The organism is Streptomyces sp. NPDC091416 (assembly GCF_044756845.1).
GTDB lineage: Bacteria > Actinomycetota > Actinomycetes > Streptomycetales > Streptomycetaceae > Streptomyces.
This window is the reverse complement of sequence record NZ_JBIVTU010000002.1, coordinates 670,772-689,241: the sequence shown is the minus strand read 5'-3', so window position 1 is coordinate 689,241 and position 18,470 is coordinate 670,772. Positions and strand designations below refer to the sequence as shown.

Here is an 18,470-nt window from a genome sequence, read left to right as displayed (position 1 = left end):
TCATGACTGATGAATCGTCCCTGCATATTGGCCTGGACGTAACGAGGACGAAGGCCGTCCTGCGGGTGGGCGAGCCCTACCGCTCCGCTCTGACGCGACTCGCGGCCCGGTTTCCCGGCGGCAGTCCGCGGGGCCGTCTCGCACTGGAGATGGATCTCGATGACTTCCTCGTAGGCATCGACGCGCTCGCGGACTGGCCGCACCCCGACTCCGTGGTGTGGTCCGAGGAACTCAGCGCCCTGGTCGGGGAAGTCCTCGACGATGCTGAGCGGGCTGAGGAGCAGCTCCGCTCGCCCAGCCCGGACGGGGACTGGGACGACAGCGCTGTGGAAGCGGCGCTTGGCTCGGGATGGTGTGCTGGTCTCACGGAGTTCCAGCGACGGGACATCGCGCGTCTGCTGTCGCTGCGGCACGGCGCCAACTTCAGTGTCCCCGGCGCCGGAAAGACGCGCGTGGGCCTGGCCGTATACGCCGCCATGCGTGAACGCGGTGAAGTGCGCCGACTCCTGGTGGTCAGTCCCAAATCGGCGTACGAGTCGTGGCTTTCGGAGAGCGAGTTCTGCTTCAAGCGGCCGCCGCATGCCGTTGTGATGGACAAGACCCCTGATCTCCGAGCCGAGATCATGATCGTCAACTACGAACGCCTGGACCGGTCGCTGGCAGCGCTGGCGGACTGGCTGAGGGGTGCGCCGTCCATGGTCATCCTTGATGAGGCGCACCGGATGAAGCTTGGGGCCCGGGGGACATACGGAAGCGCATGCATGGCGCTTGGTCCCCTCACCCGCCGACGCCTCATCCTCACGGGGACACCTGCTCCGAACGGGGCCCGGGACCTGGAGAACCTTCTGTCGTTCGTGTGGCCCGGCCATGGGCGCAGAGTGGTGACCCAGGCCGTGGCCGGCGGCGATCTCGCGCACGCGAGCTCCGTGCTGCGGCCCCTGTTCACGCGTACGACAAAGAAGGAACTGGGACTGCCGCCCTTCGAGACGCGGATCACGCGGCTGAAGATGCCGGAAGTGCACCGTGAGGTGTACGACGCGCTCGTGGGACGCTTCAGCGCGCGGGCCGAGGCGTCGCGGGATGACTTCGACGCTCTGGGTAAGTCCATGCTGCGCCTGCTGATGGCGGCCACGAGTCCCGCACTGCTCATCGAAGGCGAGAGTCGCTACGAGCCGCTGACGTACCAGCTGCCGCCGCTTGAGGTGCCGGAAGGAGAGTCGCTCTACGCGCTCATGAAGAACCTGCCCGCGCATGAGCTGTCCCCGAAGTACAAGGAGGCGCTCAACATCGTCGCGGCTAACGCCGCGATGGGGAGGAAGACCCTTGTGTGGACGACTTTCGTGCGCAGCATCACCACGATGGAGAACCTGTTCGCGGCGTTCCAGCCGGCGGTTGTCTACGGCGGAACACCCGACCGGGAGGAACAGATCAGGCGGTTCCGTGAGGACCCCGACTGCCATGTCCTCCTGTCCAACCCCGCCACCCTTGGTGAGGGGATCAGCCTGCACCACGTCTGCCATGATGCCGTCTACGTGGACCGCGACTTCATGGCGGGCCGATTCCTGCAGAGCCTGGACCGGATTCACCGGCTTGGGCTGGCCCCCGACACCCAGACGCGTGTCACCGTCCTGGCGGTCGAGGGCACGATTGACGAGGTGGTGGCCATGAGGCTCGCGGAGAAGCTTGAGTTCATGGGCCGGATCCTCGACGACCCTGCCGTGCAGCAGCTCGCCGACCTCGTGGATGAGCCTTCCGGTGCCGCCGGCATGGATATGGCGGACGTCCGAGCCCTCCTGGAACACGTCGATGCCGTCGCTGCCCACTGAGGCGACGCGCCGGGCGGCGCTTCGCTGGCTGGATGAACTGCGCGTGGCCGGGGTTCCACGGGTGCGGGCGCTCTTCACGCATCACCCGTGGTACTCGGATCTCACGCCGGCCCAATACGCCGAAGGCCTCGCCTGGCTCAGGCGGGCTGGCATGGTGACCGCCGCAGGCCGGCCCGTCGTGGATGTGGGGGACTGCGGGTTGTCGGGCGGCGGGGAGCGGGCGTCGGTTCCCCGCGTGCTGTGGAGCCAGGAGGCGGACGCCGCGAGGCGCGCTGTCGGGGCAGCTGGTGAACAAGCGCTGCTCCGGCTGTTCCGCGACAACGGGGTACCGCATGTCAGACATGTGGCCGCAGAGTCCGACGCCTATGGATACGACATACAGGCCGCGGGGTCCGTGCTGGACCGGGCGCACATTGAGGTGAAGTCGACCACTGACCCGACTCGTCTGGTGATTCACCTGTCGAGGCACGAGTACGAGGTGATGTCGCACGACGAAGACTGGTGCCTCGCCGCTGTTCTCGTCGGCAGTGACGGGAGCGCGGTGAACGTGGCCACGGTAAGCAGGCGCTGGCTTCACTCGGCGGTCCCCGCTGACCGGACGACTCGCGGGCACTGGGAGTCGGTCCGTCTCGATGTACCGGCCTATGCGCTCACCCCAGGGCTGATGACGCAGACATGGCAGCCGCTGCCGGACAGCGTGGTGCCTGTGCGTGAGGTCTGGAACTGTCCGCCGGCGGCGACCGGTGCTGAGCGTGGCGGCCGGTCGGCGCGGCAGGAACTCCACATCAGCCTGGATTAGCTCGCATGTTTGATTATTTTGACCGCCCTAATCACACAGCTTCCGCATCAGACGATGGCGTCGCGCAACCTGGCGGCTCCGGTGTTTCGCAGTTGCTGTGACCGAACTGTCCGGCGATGTTGTTCCACATGAAGCCGTCCCGCCAGCCCGGCTTCATGCTGGCCCAGCCGAGCAGCGCCACGAGAACCTTCTCCCGAGCGATCGTCTGTGTCTGGTAGTGCAGCTCGGCCACGCCGTCGCGGAATTCGAGCTGGTAGGTGTTGTTCTCGCGGAGCAGTACCTGGATGTACCAACTCCCGGGATGCTCCTCGTTCACCCTCTCCAGGACCAGGTGAGCGTTGCCCCGTTGCAGGTTGGCCAGCATTCTTCCGATGGCCGGCCTGGAAGGGCGCTTCACAACATGGCCGTGTTCGTCGGTCGCGGTCAGCATGGCCTGATCATCCAGCAACGGTCTGACACCCTCCTCGATGCCCTTGGCCAGGGGAGGCCGGCATTCGATGGCGCGAGCCGTGCAGTGATCCAACTGCAATGGCAACTGGTCAGGATCCGGTGGCACGGGGCAGCGTCAGCCGGGACTCGCCATGCTGTCCAAGGGTGCGTCGCTCCACCCAGACGCCTGCGCGCCTGGGGCCCGGTAGGCTCTGTCCGTATCGCATTCAACTTGGCCCGAAGTGGCTGGCCGGCACACTCGGCCATGTGTCGCGCGAGGAGCTGTCGCGACGCGGGGTCCTCGCTGTCCATCCGTACGTACGAAGAGGAGACCGGAGCCGATGGGCCTCCAGCCCCACCAGGAGGACCCGATGGGTCCCAGTGACGACGTGCTGACCTCGATTGAGATCTGCGCGGGGGCTGGCGGACAGGCCATCGGCCTCCATAAGGCGGGTTTCAAGCATCTAGCGCTCGTGGAGATTGACCCCCACGCCTCGAAGACGCTCCAGCTCAACATCGGGCGGCTGGCGGAGTGGCGCTGGGAGAAGAAGTACTGCGACGTTATCGCCGGTGACGTCAACGACTTCTCCCCCCTGTCTTCCGAAGAAAAAGAAACAGATGTGAAGAAAGCCCAGGGGTACCTGGGAAAGCCTCTAGCCAAGGGCGATCTTCATCTTCTGGCAGGTGGAGTTCCGTGCCCGCCCTTCTCTCATGCCGGAAAGCAGCTTGGCAAGGATGACGAGCGCGACCTCTTCCCGCGCATTCTTGATCTCACGGACGAGCTCCGTCCAGAAGCGGTGATGATCGAGAACGTGCGCGGAATCATGGACGCGAAGTTCGACGAGTACCGTGCCTACATCAAGGCGCGCCTTCAGGGTGGACCGGCCAAGCACCCGGTTACCGGAGTCTCCGAGACCTTCGATGGTCTGGGTTACCAGGTCTGCGAGTGGGAAGTCCTGGAGGCCAGCGACTTCGGTGTTCCGCAGTTGCGTCCCAGGGCCGTGCTGGTGGCCATCCGCACGGATGTGCTGGGGGACCTCAAGTTCGTATGGCCGACGGCCACCGGGGCTCCGAGGAGCGTATTCCAAGCGCTGAAGAAGTCCATGGAACTCAGGTACGCTCCGTACCTGAAGCAAGGCGGAGAAGTCGCGCACCTTGCGAAGAAATGCCTTGGCCGGTGGAAAGAACTGGCGCAGGGTGCGGAGAGCCGGAAAGACTCGGGCGTGGCTCCCACTTTGGTCGGCGGATCAAAGAAGCACGGTGGCGCAGATCTCGGCCCGAGCCGCGCGAAGGCTGCCTGGAACGCCATGGGCGTCTCTGGTGTCGGTGTCGCTAACGCGTACGCGGAAAGCATGGAAAAGGACAGTCACGAGCGGGATCTCTTCAGGCCCGAGGGCCCGATGCTGACTGTTGAACAGGCCGCGATCATCCAGGGATTTCCGGAGAACTGGGAATTCTACGGCGGGAAGACCGCACGGTACCGGCAGGTCGGCAACGCCTTTCCGCCGCCCGTTGCGGCCGTGGTGGGCCAGGCCATCGCGGACGTACTGCGCGCCGCCCGCGAACGTGACCGTCCCAAGGCGGACCTCGCCGGTGCGCTACCCGGACAGGCGCCGTCGGCGCTCACGGACCGTGTCGACGATGCTCAGGGCGCACGCGTCTGAGTCCTGGTGCTCCCAGAACCGCAGGACCAGCCAGCCCGCTTCGGCGAGGCGCTGGTCGGTATCGCGGTCCCGGGCCACGTTCCGGGCTACCTTGTCTGACCAGTAGCCCGGGTTGGTCTTGGGAGCGACGTAGTGCTCGGGGCAGCCGTGCCAGTAGCAGCCGTCGATGAATACGGCCACCTTCGCCGGGCGGAAGACCAGGTCTGCGGTCCGGCGAAGGTCTGGCAAGGGTCTGGCGGCGACCCGGTACCGCAGTCCGTTCGCGTGCACGAGCCGCCGGATGAGCCGCTCCGGCTGCGTGTCACGGCTGCGGATTGCCTGCATGTTCCTCCTGCGTGCCGCAGAGGACGCCCACGAACCGTCTGGCGGGGTCCAGTCCGTGGGATCAGGCACCGTAGTCACTCCAGAATCGTCATGGCACTTCAATTGTGGCTTCATCGAGTCGGGACGAGTCGACCGCCCGGAAGCGAACGTAGGGTACCGAGCCTCCTGAGGCGCTGGCGGCCGGGATGAATGCGGCTGCCAGTACCACCTTGGCCGGATCGATACTTCCGCCGGTCACGAGCCCCGCTGGGTTGCCGATATCAGGGTCGACCACCGGATAGAGGAGCACAGCCCCCCGGCGCGGCTTGTGCAGCTGGGATGCGAAGGGGTCGTCATCGCTGAGCGGGTGCAGGCCCGCGATCCGCTCAGCGGACTGGCGATGGGACACACCAGAGATGCGGTTGAACATACCTCGGGCGTTCCGCTTGCGCTGTACGAGCGTGATGGGCGGGGTTCCGAGGATGCTGGCTGCCACGCTGGTCGGTCCGGAGGTCTGGGGCAGGATCAGCGTCCAGTCGTCGGTAGCGCAGCCCGTGTCGCTGCCGTCCGTGAGATACGCCAGGTGCGGAGCGAAGAGGTCCGGACGGCCCCAGGTAAGACTGCTCATGATGCCGAGCAGCTGAGTGTGACTGAGGACCGCCGTCTTGGCTGGATAGCGGGTATAGCTGCCCTGGTCGTTGTCGGCGAGAGTCACGAAAACTGTGAGGTGTTGGCCCAGGGTCTCGAGAGCAGGCCGCCAGATCTCCGCGTTGTGCCGCAGGTCCCCCGCCCCCGTCGGGTAAGCCGTCGGCTCCACCCACTGCCCCGGCGACCGGATCTCCACCAGCTCCGCGTTGAACATCTTGTTGCGGGCCGCGGGCCTGAGCCACGACAGGTGCTGGGAGACCAGCGGGGGGATCTGGGCCGGGGTGACCTGGGGTTTGCCGTCCACCAGGGTGGCGTACCGGGTGAGCTGGGAACGGAACGTTTCTTCGTCGCGGCAGATGGCCTCGAAGGCCTCGTACAGGTCGACCGTCCTCGACTTGCCCAGCGCCTCCTCGCGACCGATGTACAGGCGGACCAGGTCGCGGTAGCCGGGGCGGAAGCCGAACCAGCGGCCCATCTGCATCAGGGTGTCGGCCTGCTGAGTGGTGCGGCGGTAGTACGTCACCGTAAGGCCCTCGACCGTGAAGCCGCGGGAGAGCTTGGTGCCGCCGACCAGGATCTTCCACACGTGCGGGGTGCGGTCGAAGTCGAGCTCGGGCTGGGCGTAGTCGCGTTCCGTGTCGCCGTTGACCACGAGCACCGGGGAGCCGCCGGCGTTGATGAGCTGGCGGGCGCGCGAGACGCAGCCCTTGAGCTCGGCGTACGACTCCGGCATGGGCAGGTCGTCGGCTGCGAAGCGGTGGAAGTCGGAAGCGAAGAGGGCAGCCAGGCGGTCGTGGCCCTGCTGGCTCGTGTACGCCGCCCGGTGCCACATGGAGTTGATGCGCAGGGCGAGGGCCGCGTGCTCGGCCATGCGTACCGACTCGTGGACCAGCATGGTGTGGTGGCGGAACGGGCCTTCGTCCACCCCGTGGTCCACCCGGTACAACTTGAGCGCGCCGGTGAGGACGAAGGCGTCCAGGGCCTCCTGGAGGCGGTCGCCCGTGTCCTCGTAGATGCCGCGGATGTGCGTCTCCTCGGCCGTGCCCTCCGCCGATTCGAGGTCGTGGAAGTCCTGGACGCCCATGTAACCGGTCGGCCGCGGCAGCGAGATGAGGAAGTCACGCGGGAAGATGTCCTCCCCGTCGCCCGGGTCGACGAAGACGTTGGCGAACGGCGTCGCGGTGTAGCCGACGTACTGGGCGCGCGGCAACAGGGTGAGCAGCTGGGAGATCTGGCTGTTGATGGCCGTACGGGCCACCTTGCCGTCCTCCCACTTCTTCGGGTCCGTGGTGTTGACCGAGGCCTGGTCCGACTCGTCGTCGATGATCAGCGCGGGGATCTCGGAGAGGATGGGGCCGATCTTCTTGAGGTCCTTGATCAGCTTGGACAGGACGGACTTGTTCTTCTTCACGACCATGACGCGGGCTGCCGCGTGGTGCAGGTTGGCGGGGTCGTAAAGAGGCTGCGTCCGGGCCTGCTTCTCGATGTCGAGGGCCCGGATGCCGTTCTCCAGGCTCTTGTAGTCGTCGTCGCGTGTGGTGAGGCGTTCGATGTCGAACGCGCCCAGGGCGGACGGGCGGCCGCCGTGGCTGACGAACTTCGCCGGCCAGTCCTCGTCGTCCTGGTAGTCGATGCCGACCAGCGCGTCCGGATCCGCCGGGTCGGCGCCGCGCAGGATGTTCTCGCGGCCGATCAGCTCCATGTCCAGGCGGCGCTGGGTCTGGCCACGGAGGAGGTTGAGCGTGCCTCCGAGCACGATGACCAGGCGGTATCCGGCGTCGATGGCCTTGGCCGTGACGCCCGTGAAGTTGGCGGTCTTGCCCGACTGGACGTAGCCGACGACGAGGCCCCGCGCCCCGTACGCCTCGGTCCTGGTGGGATCGGAGAGCCGCTCGACCACGGCGTGGCTCGCCTCGTCGAGACCGGCGACCGCCTCGTCGGACCATCCCTTGCGGCGCAGGAGCTGCTCGTACGAGTTCCAGTAGAAGGAGCGCGCGGCGGCGGCGTCGCGCGAGTACCAGGACGTGAACTCCTTGCTGATCACCGTCGGTCCGGGCTCCTTGAACACCGGGACCGCACCGTCGAGCGCCTTGCGCAGATCGGCGCCGAAGCCCAGTCGGTCGTACGCCTCGGAGCGGCGGGCGTCGGTACGGGCCGGGGTGGCCGGCCAGTCGGCGTGTTCCGCCAGGTCCCAGGCGGTCAGGGTGCGATGCCAGAGCGCGATCAGGCTGTCGCCCGGGTCCGCCGCGAGGATCCGGTCACGGAAGTGGCCGAGCGCGGTGTCGGCCGGTTCCTCGGCCTCGGAGAGCACGAAGGCGAGCTTGGCGAAGGGCTTCGGACCGCGGCGCATCGCGGCCAGCACATCGCCGTGCAGGGTGAACAGGTGATCGGTCATGGCGTCGCGGCTCTCTCAGGTCGGAACGGGGCGGGGGAGTGGCGGTTCAGCGTTCGAGCTCGCAGCGCGCGGCGGTCACCAGGACGCTGTTCCACAGCGCCACGTTGTCGGTGTGGACGGCCCGGACCCGCTCCTTCTGGAAGATTTCGTTGACCATGAGGTAGAGCATGCTCTTCACCACGGGGGCGTCGTTGAGCCCCCCGCGCCGGCCGCCGTTCAGCAGCTGCCGGTACTCCTTGTTGAGCCGTACTTCCCGCTGCTCGCGGTCGAGTTCGAAGAAGACGTCCGACGGGAGCGTGTCCCAGCGGAAGGCGATCGGGTCCTCGCCCTCCAGCTCCGGCAGTTCGTCGCGCAGGGTTCGCCGCAGCTTGGGGTCCATGCCCTTCCCGGCCGGGAGGACGGCCTTGCGCTGCGGCTCGGTCGCGCGTCTGGCGGCTTCCCGGTACGTGGCCGCCGCCTCCTGCACGTACGTACCGAAGGCCTGTCCTTCTCCGTCCACGGCCTGCTCCAGGCCGCGGGCGAACGCGGGCGTGACGGTCACTCCGTCCTTCTTCACCGTGAGGGCGAAGACGTCGTTCGGTTCGGAGGGCAGCTCGACGACGACCCGGGCGAGCGCGAGGTGGCCCTCGGGGCTGCGGGTGCTGTTCCAGCCGCCCGCCTGGACGAGCCGGTCGTTGCGGTAGATGTAGAAGCCCTGGCGCTCGGCGAGCGGGCCGATCCCGCGGTAGCTGACCAGGGGCGACTTCGGTGGCCAGATGTGCGCGGTGAGCGCGACCTCGCCGACGCCCTGGACCAGCGCGGTGTACGTACGGGGGAAACCGGCCCGGCCGGGCACCCGGTAGCCGAACGGGTCGATCGGCTCGACGCCGCGGTGGTCCAGCTCCTCCTTGGTCCGGACGTCCTCGACGACGATGTCTATGTTGAAGTCCTCACGGGCGAGGAAGCGGTGGAGGTAGAGGCCCAGCTGGGTCTCCAGCTTCTCGATCGCGTCGTTGAGATAGCGGTCGGCCTGGCCGGTGGTGACGGTGTCGAAGGCGCGGACGCTGTCCCAGCGCACGATCGTGCCCTGCCACTCGATGAGGCCGTCGTAGCGGTCGACGAGGTCCTGGCAGTAACCCGGGTCGACGATGTCGCAGGTGAAGTCGGCCTGCGCGCGGGCCGTCAGCCAGCGGCGGCCGGTGGAAGGGCTGCGCTTGGTGCGGCTGATGACGGTGAGCGAGTCGGCGTGCGAGAGGGAAGCGGCCTTGAGTCCTGCGCCGAAGTGTCCGAGGGCGCCGTCGTCGTAGTTCTGACGGCCGCCGACCGTCATCGCGGTGTCCAGCGCCGCGTCGTCCATCCCGCGGCCGTCGTCTATGACGAGCAGACTGACCAGGCGGTCCTCGTCGCGCAGGAAGCTGACGACGACGTTGCGCGCCCCGGCGTCGATGGAGTTGTCGACCAGGTCGGCGATGGCAGCCTCGAATCCGTACCCCTGATGCGTCAGTGACTCGACGTAGCGGGCAGCGGGCGGGAGCCGCTTGGTGCCGGTGGTGGGAACCTCGAACTGCCAGTCGGCAGAGGGCTGATACGGGGGCATGAAGGCTTCCTCGCGCACACAGAGCTGAGACCTGCGTGGGGAGGTGTGGCCCTGGAATGAGTAGTTGGCTGTGATGATATTGCAAAGGTCGGACAGTGGGGGCTCTCGGTGACAAAAGCGTTGCCGGAGGTCGCCGTCAGAGCCGCCCCGGCGCCCCGAACCACTCCCGGCACTCCGGCTGGTTCGGGCGGACGATGAGCAGGATCGCCACGGCGAGCCAGATCAGGGCCAGGATCGGGATCGCGGCGAAGGCCCAGACGCAGACGGTGAAGGCCAGGGCCACCCATCCGTAGGCGATGGCCGAATTGCGCACATTGGGGTGGCGGGTCGGGAACTTGAGGGCGGTCAGGATGCCCCAGGCGGCGATGGCCAGGATGAGGATGCCGACGAAGACGACCGTACCGGCGTGGGCTTCTCCGGGAGTCCGGCAGCACGGGGTCGACGCGTCCGCCTCGCCCCAGATGGACGTGGCGATGGAGACGCTGTTGGTCACCAGGGCCAGGCCGAGGATCGCCTGGAGGCCGCCGACGACGATCATGAGGACGCGCAGGCTGCTGACCGGGGCGGGCATCTGGCCCCCGACGGGAGGCGGGCCGCCGCCGAAGCCGCCGGTGCCGGGCGGGTGCGGTGGGCGGGGCGGGCCGCCGGGGCCCGGGTTGCTGCGGGCCCAAGGGCGTGGGGGTGGGCGCTTGTTGTCGGGCGTGCCCCGGTCGTCCGCGCTCATGTGTGGCCTTCCCCCGCAGTGGTCCACGCTCCAGGAGGCCATGGTCGGGGCGCGGGGTGTGGTTGGCCAGAGATAAGTCGGCCATGTGCGGCCTGGACGGGCGGGGTGTCGGCGGACGCGTACCGCTTCCGTCCCGCCGGTCGAGGTCTCCAGGGCGAGTGCCGGCGAGAGGAACCCTCCGCGAGTCTGCCGGCACGACGGCACGACGGCACGACGGCACGACGGCACGACGGCACGACGGCACGACGGCACGTGCGCCCGGTCGGCGTGTGGGCGGGCCGACGCCCGCCGGCAAGGTGGAGCGCGGGGAAGTTTGGGCGGAGGCCAGGCCGTGTAGATACCGACGCAGGATCAGCCAGCGTCGCACTGGCCGCCGCATCAAAGGGCGTGGCGTGCGACCGGAATCGTCGATGCGGGGGAGAGATGGACGCCGGTGTCATAGCACTGCTGGTGGCGGCGGTGGGTGTGGCCGGCACGTTGCTGGCGCCCATCACCACGACATGGGTGGGCTCGCGGGCCCGGCTCCAGGAGTTCGAGCTTCAACAACGAGCCGAGCAGGCCAGACGCCATGTCGAAGAGGCTCAGCGGAACCTGGAACGGCGACGGGAGACCTACGTCGCTCTGAACTCCGCGACCCGCCGCTATCGGATTCTGATGATGGAAGACGTTCATGTCCTGCTGAACGGGGGCCCGTTGGACGCGGACGGGGCCATCGAGAACGCCCGTCTTGAGTTCCAGGACGTCTACGCGCAGGCGCAGATGCTGATCCCCGACTCCGTTCTGGGGCCGTGCCATGAGACTCGTGTGGCGCTTGCGGAGGCAAGGAAGGTCATAGCCGCGCTTCACAAGGAAGGCGAGCCGGGCCAAGAAGCGTGGCAGGGCGTGCACGCCGACGTGATGCGGATCTGGGATCTCATCCAGGCCATGCAGGAGGCCATGCGCGCCGACCTCGGTATCACTGCGTCACTCCCGGCCGGACGGGCCTCCGGCCAGCTCCCGTACGTACCCGACCCCCCGCTCCCCGCCCAGCACCGGTTCCTCTCCCGTCGGGACGAATCCCGTCCGGGTCAGGACCGAGCGTGAGGCGGTGTTCGTGACGGTGGCGGCGGCGCGGAGCCTCGTCAGGGCGTATGTGGTGGTGCAGAGCGTGAAGAGGCGGCGGACCGTGGCCGTTGCCAGGCCGCGGCCGGTGGCCTTCTCGGCCAGGCGGAAGCCCAGTTCGGCCTCGCCCTCCGCCACGTCCACCAGGTTGAAGCGGCCCAGGATCTCGCCGTCCCGCGTCACCAGCACGTGGAAGTGGCAGTCGCCCGCGGACTGTTCGGCGAGGCGTGCCGTGAGGTGCGCGGTGAAGTGGGTGAAGTAGTCGTCTCCGCGGTCCGGCACCGAGACCGCGAAGAAGGCGCGGTTCTCCTCCTCGAACGCGAGCAGGGCCGGGGCGTGGTCGGGGCGCAGGCGCTGGAGTTCGGGCATGGCGGCAGGGTATGCGGGCGGGCGTGCCGAGGGCTCGGGGTTATGGGGATGCGCGGGGGTGGGGTGGCGGTGAGGCGGACGTTGTGCGGATGCCTGGTCCAGGCCGTCTGCCGGGAGTCCTTGGCGTGACCGGTCCGGGCTTCGTTCCCGGCCCGGCCGGAGAGCTTGATTGCCGACGAAGCCGGCGACGCATTGACCGGGCCATGAGGCGGATCACGGGAGCTTGACCTCAACCATGGTTGAGCCACCAGGCTCATGTGCATCAGCGGGCGGCCGTCAGCGGCCCCCGGAAACTGCACATGCTGGGGGTCTGCTCATGTCCGAGAACCGTGTCGTCCTGGTCGCCGGCGCTACCGGCCGGCAGGGCGGTGCCACCGCCCGAGCGCTGCTGGCGCGCGGCTGGACCGTGCGTGCGCTGGTCCGGGACCCGGGCAAGCCCGAGGCGCTGGCGCTGAAGGAGGCAGGCGCGATCCTGGTCCGCGGGAACCTCGATGACACGGCCACGCTGCATGCGGCGCTGGACGGGGTGTACGGAGTTTTCAGCGTGCAGACCTTCACCGGCCCGGACGCCTTCGCCGGCGAAGTACGCCAGGGCAAGAACCTCGCGGACGCCGCCGCCCGCGCCGGCATCGCCCACTTCGTGTACAGCTCCGTGGACGGCGCACAGCACCCGGGCCAAGTGCGGCACTTCGCAAGCAAGGGCGAAGTGGAGCAGCACATCACCACGCTCGGTCTGCCGGCGACGATTCTGCGACCCACGTTCTTCATCACCAACTTCGAGCACCTGGGCCCGCAGTGGCAGGACGGCGAGCTGGTGTTCGCGCTGGCGCTGGATCCGCGGACACGACTGCAGATGATCACCCCGGACGACATCGGGATCCTGGCCGCCGACGCCTTCGACGCCCCGGCCGACCACCTGGGACGTGCGATCGAGATCGCCGGGGACGAGCTGACCGGTCCGCAGATGGCCGAGGTCTTCGCCCGCGCCGCCGGCCGGCCGGTGCGCTTCCACCCTTCTCCGATCGAACAGCTCCGTGCCCACAGCGAGGAAATGGCCGCCATGTTCGACTGGTTCAACACCGTGGGCTTCACCGCGGACGTGGCCGCCCTGCGCCGCAGCCACCCCGGTCTGACGCCTCTGGACCAGTGGGTGCGCAGTCACTGGTCGGCGCCCGCGGAGCCTGCGCAGGTCGGCTGACCCGCCACAGGCACCCTCGTTCCTCGGCATGGGCCACCGCGGGCTCACCCGCCGGCACGCGCCACGCGGCAGTGTGGCGGCCGGGTGCGCGGGTGCGACCGTCACGGACGCGGGACGACGGCGAGCCCGCGAAACGCCGCCCGCCCCGGCCCCCGCCCCGTTCCGTACCGGCGCTACGCCCTCCCGTGGCAGTCCCGGTAGGACCGCTCCGAGCCGCACCAGCACGCCGCGCTCCTCGCCGGCGGCCACGGGACCGCGCGGCCGCGGGCGGCCAGGGTCGTCGCGTACTGCGGGAGCAGGTCCGGGTCGGACGGGGAGGCGGCCTCGGAGGCGGCGAACGCCTCGTACGACGGGACCGTGCCCGTCACGATGCCGAGGTTCGGGGTCCCCGCCGCGTGCAGGTCGCGCAGGGCCGCCTCCAGGCGGGCCAGGTGGTCCGGGTGCGAGGCGTACTCACTGCCGAGGCCCGGGTACGCGGTGAGGAGCTCGCGCAGTTCGGGCTCCGGCCAGTGGAGCACCGCCACCGGGAACGGGCGGGACAGGGCCGTGCGGTACGTGCCGAGTTCGGCGCGGAGGCGGGTGATCTCGGCCCGGAGCTCGCCCGGGTCCGAGGAGCCCAGCGCCCACAGCCGCTTCGGGTCGTGGAGCTCGTCCAGCGGGACGGCCGCGGTGTGGAGGGCGTCGGCCAGCTCGTCCCAGGCGTCGTGCGTGACGCCCATCAGGCGGCGGACCCGGTGGCGGCCGGTCAGCAGCGACTGGGTGGCGTACGGGACCTCCTCGCCCGGGGCGATGAGCAGGGTGAGGGCCGTGGAGAAGTAGTCGTGGGCCGACTCCAGCTCGTCGTGGGCCTCCAGGGTCTCGGCCGCGATCTCCCAGGGCGCCGCCTCCAGGGGGCCGGCCGCGCGGATGCCGTCGATGATCGCGCGGGCCTCCGCCTCGTGGCCGTACTCCCACAGGTTGGCGGCGTTGAGCGCCTTCACCAGGTGGGGGTGTTCGGTGTCGGGGTCGCTGAGCAGGGAGTCGTAGAGCGTGGTGGCACGGGCGCGGTCGCCGGCGAGTTCCAGATGGGCCGCCGCCTGGAGGAGCAGCGGTTCGTGGTCCTCCGGGTACTGCGCCGCGGTGCGCAGCAGGCGCTCGGCTTCGGTGGTGTGGTCGGCAGGCGTGTCGGGGCGCATGGACCACACGGTACTGCCGGACGGGCGGGGCACGGAGGGATGTTGCGGCTCCGGGGAGCGCGCCGGTGGGTGAGCCTTGTTACGACTCTGGAGAGTTGCGGGCCCGGGGCCTATCGTGCGGGCCGTGCGGCAGCGGATGCGTGAGCGGATACCGGTGGTGGTGCAGCGTGACGTGCGCGGGAGGCGGCTGGCCGCGCGCGGACTGTGGACGGGCGCGGAGCTGGTGGTGACGCTCGGCGTCGTCCTGCTGCTGCTCGTCGCCCATCAGCTGTGGTGGACCAACCGGCAGGCCCGCGCCGAAGCCGCCGACACCGTGCACGCCCTCCAGCGGGACTGGGCGGAGCCGGAGGAGGCCGCCGATGCGCCCGTGGCGGAGGAGCCGCAGGAGGCAGAGGACGGGGACAGCCCCGTCGTGGGGGAGAAGGACGGGGGCGGAGGCGGGGCGGGGGCCGGTGCCTCGTCCACGCCCCGGCGGTCCCAGGCGTACGCCGTCATCCGCATCCCGCGCATCGGGCTGACCGCGCCCGTCGCCCAGGGCATCAGCAAGCACGGTGTCCTGGACAAGGGGTACGTCGGGCACTACCCGCGCACCGCGCAGCCCGGCGGCTCCGGGAACTTCGCGCTCGCCGGGCACCGCAACACGCACGGCGAGCCCTTCCGCCACATCAACCGGCTGCGCGCCGGCGACCGGATCACCGTCGAGACCCGGGACGCGGTGTACACGTACACCGTCGACAAGACCCTCGCCCGGACCCAGCCGGGCGACAGCGGGGTCATCGCCGCGGTGCCGCGCAGCAATGTGAAGCCGTACGTGGGCTACCGGAGCGCCGGGTCCTATCTGACGCTGACGACGTGCACGCCCGAATTCACCTCGCGGTACCGGCTGGTGGTGTGGGGGAAGCTGACCGGCGTACGGGAGCGCTGAGCACCCGAGCACCGGGAGCGAGGTCGTAAGGTTCTCTGACGTGCTCAGACGACGTCCGCAGTTGCTGTGGTTGCTGGTCCCCTACGTGCTCTACCTGGGGGCGCTGCCGTTCGTGAACCGGGTCCATCCCGTCGTTCTCGGACTGCCGTTCCTCTTCTTCTGGCTGCTCGGGGCGACCCTGCTCACCCCCGTCGCCGTATGGCTGACCCGGCGGGGTGACCGCCGGTGAACGCCGCCGTCGCCACCTCCGTCTTCGGCGTCTTCATGGTCGCCACCGTCGCTCTCGGGCTGTTCGCCGTGCGCGGCAGACGCGGGGGAGAGGGAGGCGGGCTCGCCGAGTGGTCGGTGGGCGGGCGCAGCCTGGGGACCGTCTTCATCTGGGTGCTCATGGCCGGCGAGGGCTACACCAGCTTCAGCTACCTCGGTGCCGCCGGCTGGGGCTACAACTACGGGGCGCCCGTCCTGTACGTGGTCGCGTACATGTCCTGCGGATACGCCGTCGGCTACGTCGTCGGGCCGATGCTCTGGGCGTACGCGCGCAAGCACGGGCTCGTCGGGATCACCGACATGGTGGCGCACCGCTTCGGCCGGCCCTGGCTCGGGGCGCTCGTCGCCGTCCTCGCGACCGTCTTCCTGCTCCCGTACATCCAGCTCCAGATCACCGGCATGGGCGTCGTCGTCTCGACGATCTCCTACGGCGCCATCAGTCTGAACTGGGCCTACTTCATCGCCTTCGCCGTCACCACCGGCTTCGTCGTGGTCAGCGGGCTGCGCGGCAGCGCGTGGGTGTCCGTGCTGAAGGACGTGCTGGTCATCGTCACGCTCGGCTTCCTGGCCGTGTACGTGCCCGCGCACTACTTCGACGGCTACGGGCCCTTCCTCGACCGGCTCGTCACCGAGAAGAGCGAGTGGCTGACCTTCCCCGGGCACGGGGACAGCGGCCTGGGACAGGCCTGGTTCATCACGACCTCCTTCCTCAACTCGCTGACCGTGGTGATCTTCCCGACGACCGTCGCCGGCTACCTCGGCGCGAAGAACGCGGACGTGCTCCGGCGCAACGCGATGTGGCTGCCCGCCTACAACGTGCTGTTGTTCGTGCCCATGCTGCTCGGCATGGCGGCCCTGTTCGTCGTGCCGGGGCTGGTCGGCGCCGAGTCGAACCTGGCGCTCTTCAAGCTGGTCGTGGACTCGCTGCCGGCCTGGTCGGTCGGGATCATCGGTGTCGCCGCCGCGCTCTCCTCGATCGTGCCCATGGCCGTCTTCATGCTGGTCATCGGGACGATGTGGGGACGCAGCGTGCTCTCGCTCGTACCGCGCTGGGAGCGGCGGCAGAAGGGTGCGGCCCAGATCGTCGTCGTGGTCGCGGGGAGCCTCGCGCTGCTGCTCACGTACACCGCGCCGAACACCCTCGTACGGCTGTCGCTGATCTCGTACGAGGGTATGGCGCAGCTGCTCCCCATGGTGCTGCTGGGGCTGATGTGGCGGCGGCTGACGCTGCTCGGGGCGATGAGCGGGCTGGTCGTCGGGGTGGGGGTGGTCTGCGGGTTCGTGTTCACCGAGAACGACCCGGTGTGGGGCGTCAACGCCGGCATCGTCGCGCTCGGCGCCAACCTGGCCGTCGCGCTCGCGGTGACGTACGCCGGTCCGCGCGAGCACGACGGCCGGCCGGACGACGAGGTGCTCGCGCGGGACGAGATCGAGGACGAGGAGGCGCTCGTCCCGGCGGGATAGGAGGGCGGGCGGACCGGTCCGTTTCCGCAGCGGTCGGCGTCGGTGTACGCAGGCCCGGTCCGTTTCCGCAGCGGGGCGTCCGCGTACCGGCGCCAGGTGCGCTTGCGCAGACCGCCGACGCGAATCGGGGCGGCTCCAGCAGCAGCGCGTCCGCGCACCGGCGTCAGGTCCGTTCCCGCAGCAGCAGCACGCTGACGGTCGCCACCAGGGCCAGCCCCACCGACAGCAGCAGCGCCCCGTCCGCGCCCGATCCCGTCGTCGCGACGGCGATCGTCACGGCGACGCCCGCCGACGAGCCGATGTAACGCGCGGTGTTGTTCGCGCCCGAGCCCATCGCCGCCCGTTCCGGCGGCACCGATTCGATCGCCAGTCGGGGCAGGGCGGCGTTCAGCAGGCCGCTGCCGGCGCCCGACACGACCAGAGCCGGGATCAGCCGGAGCCACACCGCCGCGCCCGGGTGGGCCCCGGCGTCCAGTGAGCCCAGCAGGGAGACCACCCCCACCGCGTGCAGGGAGAAGCCTGCGGCCAGCTGGTGACGGGGCGCCACCCGGCCCGTCAGCCGGCGTGCCTGCAACGCCACGACGAACGCCGTGCCCGACCAGAGCAGGAACAGCCATGCCGAGCCGAGCGCCGACAGCCCGAGTGCCCGCTGGAGAAGCGTGGGCAGATAGCTGAACAGGCCGATCACGGCGAGCCCCGTGAACAGCCCGCCGGCCGCCGAGGCCAGGAACGGGCGGCTGCGCAGCAGTGCCGGGTCGATCAGTGGGGCCGCAGCCCGGCGCTCCACCGCGAGGAACAGGCAGGCCAGTACGAGGGAGGCGAGCAGCAGCAGACCGACGGGGGCGCGCAGCCAGCCGTCCCGGCCGAGGGTCAGCGCCGTCAGCAGCGCCGTCATCGCCAGTCCCAGCACCGCCGCGCCGGCCAGGTCCGGGCGGCCTTCGCGCGGTGCCCGGGACTCGTCGAGCGTACGGAAGGCGAAGGCGGCCGTGAGGAGCGCGGCGAGGCCCAGCACGACGTACGTCAGCCGCCAGTCGACGGAGCCGAGCGACCCCGCCAGCAGGGGGCCGAGCGCGATCCCCGCGCTCACGAACGCACCCCAGATCCCCGTCGCCCTGATCCTTGCCGCACCTGCCGGGAACGCCCCGACGAGCAGTCCCAGGCTGGTGGCCAGGATCGCGGCGCTCGCCGCCCCCTGGGCGACCCGGGCCAGCGTGAACGTGAGGGTGTCGGTCGCGAGGGCGCCGAGTCCGGCGGTGAGGCCGAGGGCGAGCGTGCCGAGCAGGAAGAGTCTGCGGCGTCCGTAGTCGTCGGCGAGGCTGCCCACGACCAGCAGGACCGCGGCGAGACCGAGCGGGGTGCCGTTGAGCAGCCAGGCCTGTTCGGACGGCGGGGTGGCCAGGGCGGCCGAGATCCCCGGGACCGTCGTCATCGGCGAGGTGTAGTTCATCAGCGCCACGGCGGTGGCGGCGGAGGTGATCGCGAGGGTCGGTCCGGGGCGGGAACGGGGGCGGGAGCGGGGAGGGTGGATCGGCGCGGATCTCGGTTGCGGGAGGCGGGGGCGTACGGGCTGGGGCATGTCATCGCTCCGGGGTTCGCCAGGGTTCGCA

At 69.6% G+C, this 18,470-nt stretch carries 15 protein-coding genes; 7 read left to right on the top strand and 8 right to left on the bottom strand.

Features of this window, described 5'->3' with window-relative positions:
* Nucleotides 1–2: 2 nt before the first annotated feature.
* On the top strand, nt 3–1,826 hold the full coding sequence (locus ACIQMX_RS09925; RefSeq protein WP_402476199.1) for a DEAD/DEAH box helicase: 1,824 nt from the start codon (nt 3–5) through the stop codon (nt 1,824–1,826).
* Entirely contained in the window at nt 1,807–2,625 is an 819-nt protein-coding gene (locus tag ACIQMX_RS09920; protein ID WP_402476197.1) for a protein NO VEIN domain-containing protein, read from the top strand. The genes ACIQMX_RS09925 and ACIQMX_RS09920 overlap by 20 nt, the downstream gene beginning before the upstream one ends.
* Nucleotides 2,626–2,656: 31 nt before the next feature.
* Here the strand turns inward: ACIQMX_RS09920 and ACIQMX_RS09915 are convergent, their stop codons facing one another.
* Nucleotides 2,657–3,160 (bottom strand): hypothetical protein, encoded by a 504-nt coding sequence (locus ACIQMX_RS09915; RefSeq protein WP_402476194.1) that lies wholly within the window; start codon nt 3,158–3,160, stop codon nt 2,657–2,659.
* Nucleotides 3,161–3,425: 265 nt separating this feature from the next.
* Here ACIQMX_RS09915 and ACIQMX_RS09910 point away from each other — a divergent pair, with 265 nt between their 5' ends.
* Entirely contained in the window at nt 3,426–4,718 is a 1,293-nt protein-coding gene (locus ACIQMX_RS09910) for a DNA (cytosine-5-)-methyltransferase (RefSeq protein WP_363068306.1), read from the top strand.
* On the opposite strand, the gene ACIQMX_RS09905 is transcribed toward ACIQMX_RS09910, so the two are convergent.
* From ACIQMX_RS09905 to ACIQMX_RS09885, 5 genes are all read right to left on the bottom strand, one after another.
* Nucleotides 4,653–5,156, bottom strand: a complete 504-nt coding sequence (locus tag ACIQMX_RS09905; protein ID WP_402476190.1) for a very short patch repair endonuclease — start codon at nt 5,154–5,156, stop codon at nt 4,653–4,655. The genes ACIQMX_RS09910 and ACIQMX_RS09905 overlap by 66 nt on opposite strands.
* Entirely contained in the window at nt 5,131–8,064 is a 2,934-nt protein-coding gene (locus tag ACIQMX_RS09900) for a Z1 domain-containing protein (protein WP_402476187.1), read from the bottom strand. Before ACIQMX_RS09900 ends, ACIQMX_RS09905 begins: the two co-directional genes overlap by 26 nt.
* Before the next feature lie 46 nt (nt 8,065–8,110).
* Nucleotides 8,111–9,640 carry an ATP-binding protein gene (locus tag ACIQMX_RS09895; protein WP_402476184.1) on the bottom strand — a complete coding sequence of 510 codons (1,530 nt, stop codon included), beginning with the start codon at nt 9,638–9,640 and terminating at the stop codon, nt 8,111–8,113.
* A gap of 136 nt (nt 9,641–9,776) precedes the next feature.
* Nucleotides 9,777–10,364, bottom strand: a complete 588-nt coding sequence (locus ACIQMX_RS09890; RefSeq protein WP_402476182.1) for a hypothetical protein — start codon at nt 10,362–10,364, stop codon at nt 9,777–9,779.
* Between the two features lie 963 nt (nt 10,365–11,327).
* Entirely contained in the window at nt 11,328–11,834 is a 507-nt protein-coding gene (locus ACIQMX_RS09885) for a GNAT family N-acetyltransferase (RefSeq protein ID WP_402476179.1), read from the bottom strand.
* Between the two features lie 316 nt (nt 11,835–12,150).
* Between ACIQMX_RS09885 and ACIQMX_RS09880 the strand changes: the two genes are divergently transcribed.
* Nucleotides 12,151–13,032: an NmrA/HSCARG family protein gene (locus ACIQMX_RS09880; RefSeq protein ID WP_402476177.1), complete on the top strand. Its 882-nt coding sequence runs from the start codon at nt 12,151–12,153 to the stop codon at nt 13,030–13,032.
* Nucleotides 13,033–13,205: 173 nt separating this feature from the next.
* On the opposite strand, the gene ACIQMX_RS09875 is transcribed toward ACIQMX_RS09880, so the two are convergent.
* Nucleotides 13,206–14,207 carry an SEC-C domain-containing protein gene (locus tag ACIQMX_RS09875; RefSeq protein ID WP_363068321.1) on the bottom strand — a complete coding sequence of 334 codons (1,002 nt, stop codon included), beginning with the start codon at nt 14,205–14,207 and terminating at the stop codon, nt 13,206–13,208.
* A 136-nt stretch (nt 14,208–14,343) separates the two neighbouring features.
* On the opposite strand from ACIQMX_RS09875, the gene ACIQMX_RS09870 reads away from it, so the two are divergent.
* The 3 genes from ACIQMX_RS09870 to ACIQMX_RS09860 all read left to right on the top strand — a co-directional run bounded on the left by ACIQMX_RS09870 (nt 14,344) and on the right by ACIQMX_RS09860 (nt 16,863).
* Complete coding sequence (locus ACIQMX_RS09870; RefSeq protein ID WP_402476520.1) at nt 14,344–15,132, top strand: class E sortase; 789 nt, start codon at nt 14,344–14,346, stop codon at nt 15,130–15,132.
* Between the two features lie 70 nt (nt 15,133–15,202).
* Nucleotides 15,203–15,361, top strand: coding sequence for a DUF3311 domain-containing protein (locus tag ACIQMX_RS09865; RefSeq protein WP_219575923.1), 159 nt, complete (start codon nt 15,203–15,205; stop codon nt 15,359–15,361).
* Nucleotides 15,358–16,863: a sodium:solute symporter gene (locus tag ACIQMX_RS09860; protein WP_402476174.1), complete on the top strand. Its 1,506-nt coding sequence runs from the start codon at nt 15,358–15,360 to the stop codon at nt 16,861–16,863. The genes ACIQMX_RS09865 and ACIQMX_RS09860 overlap by 4 nt, the downstream gene beginning before the upstream one ends.
* A gap of 163 nt (nt 16,864–17,026) precedes the next feature.
* Here the strand turns inward: ACIQMX_RS09860 and ACIQMX_RS09855 are convergent, their stop codons facing one another.
* Nucleotides 17,027–18,439 (bottom strand): MFS transporter, encoded by a 1,413-nt coding sequence (locus tag ACIQMX_RS09855; protein WP_402476171.1) that lies wholly within the window; start codon nt 18,437–18,439, stop codon nt 17,027–17,029.
* Nucleotides 18,440–18,470 lie beyond the last annotated feature (31 nt).

Coding starts and splice junctions, on each gene's coding strand:
- ACIQMX_RS09925 (WP_402476199.1), top strand. CDS start 3: ATGACTGATGAATCGTCCCTGCATATTGGCCTGGACGTAACGAGGACG.
- ACIQMX_RS09920 (WP_402476197.1), top strand. CDS start 1,807: ATGCCGTCGCTGCCCACTGAGGCGACGCGCCGGGCGGCGCTTCGCTGG.
- ACIQMX_RS09910 (WP_363068306.1), top strand. CDS start 3,426: ATGGGTCCCAGTGACGACGTGCTGACCTCGATTGAGATCTGCGCGGGG.
- ACIQMX_RS09905 (WP_402476190.1), bottom strand. CDS start 5,156: ATGAAGCCACAATTGAAGTGCCATGACGATTCTGGAGTGACTACGGTG.
- ACIQMX_RS09900 (WP_402476187.1), bottom strand. CDS start 8,064: ATGACCGATCACCTGTTCACCCTGCACGGCGATGTGCTGGCCGCGATG.
- ACIQMX_RS09895 (WP_402476184.1), bottom strand. CDS start 9,640: ATGCCCCCGTATCAGCCCTCTGCCGACTGGCAGTTCGAGGTTCCCACC.
- ACIQMX_RS09890 (WP_402476182.1), bottom strand. CDS start 10,364: ATGAGCGCGGACGACCGGGGCACGCCCGACAACAAGCGCCCACCCCCA.
- ACIQMX_RS09885 (WP_402476179.1), bottom strand. CDS start 11,834: ATGCCCGAACTCCAGCGCCTGCGCCCCGACCACGCCCCGGCCCTGCTC.
- ACIQMX_RS09880 (WP_402476177.1), top strand. CDS start 12,151: ATGTCCGAGAACCGTGTCGTCCTGGTCGCCGGCGCTACCGGCCGGCAG.
- ACIQMX_RS09875 (WP_363068321.1), bottom strand. CDS start 14,207: ATGCGCCCCGACACGCCTGCCGACCACACCACCGAAGCCGAGCGCCTG.
- ACIQMX_RS09870 (WP_402476520.1), top strand. CDS start 14,344: ATGCGTGAGCGGATACCGGTGGTGGTGCAGCGTGACGTGCGCGGGAGG.
- ACIQMX_RS09855 (WP_402476171.1), bottom strand. CDS start 18,439: ATGCCCCAGCCCGTACGCCCCCGCCTCCCGCAACCGAGATCCGCGCCG.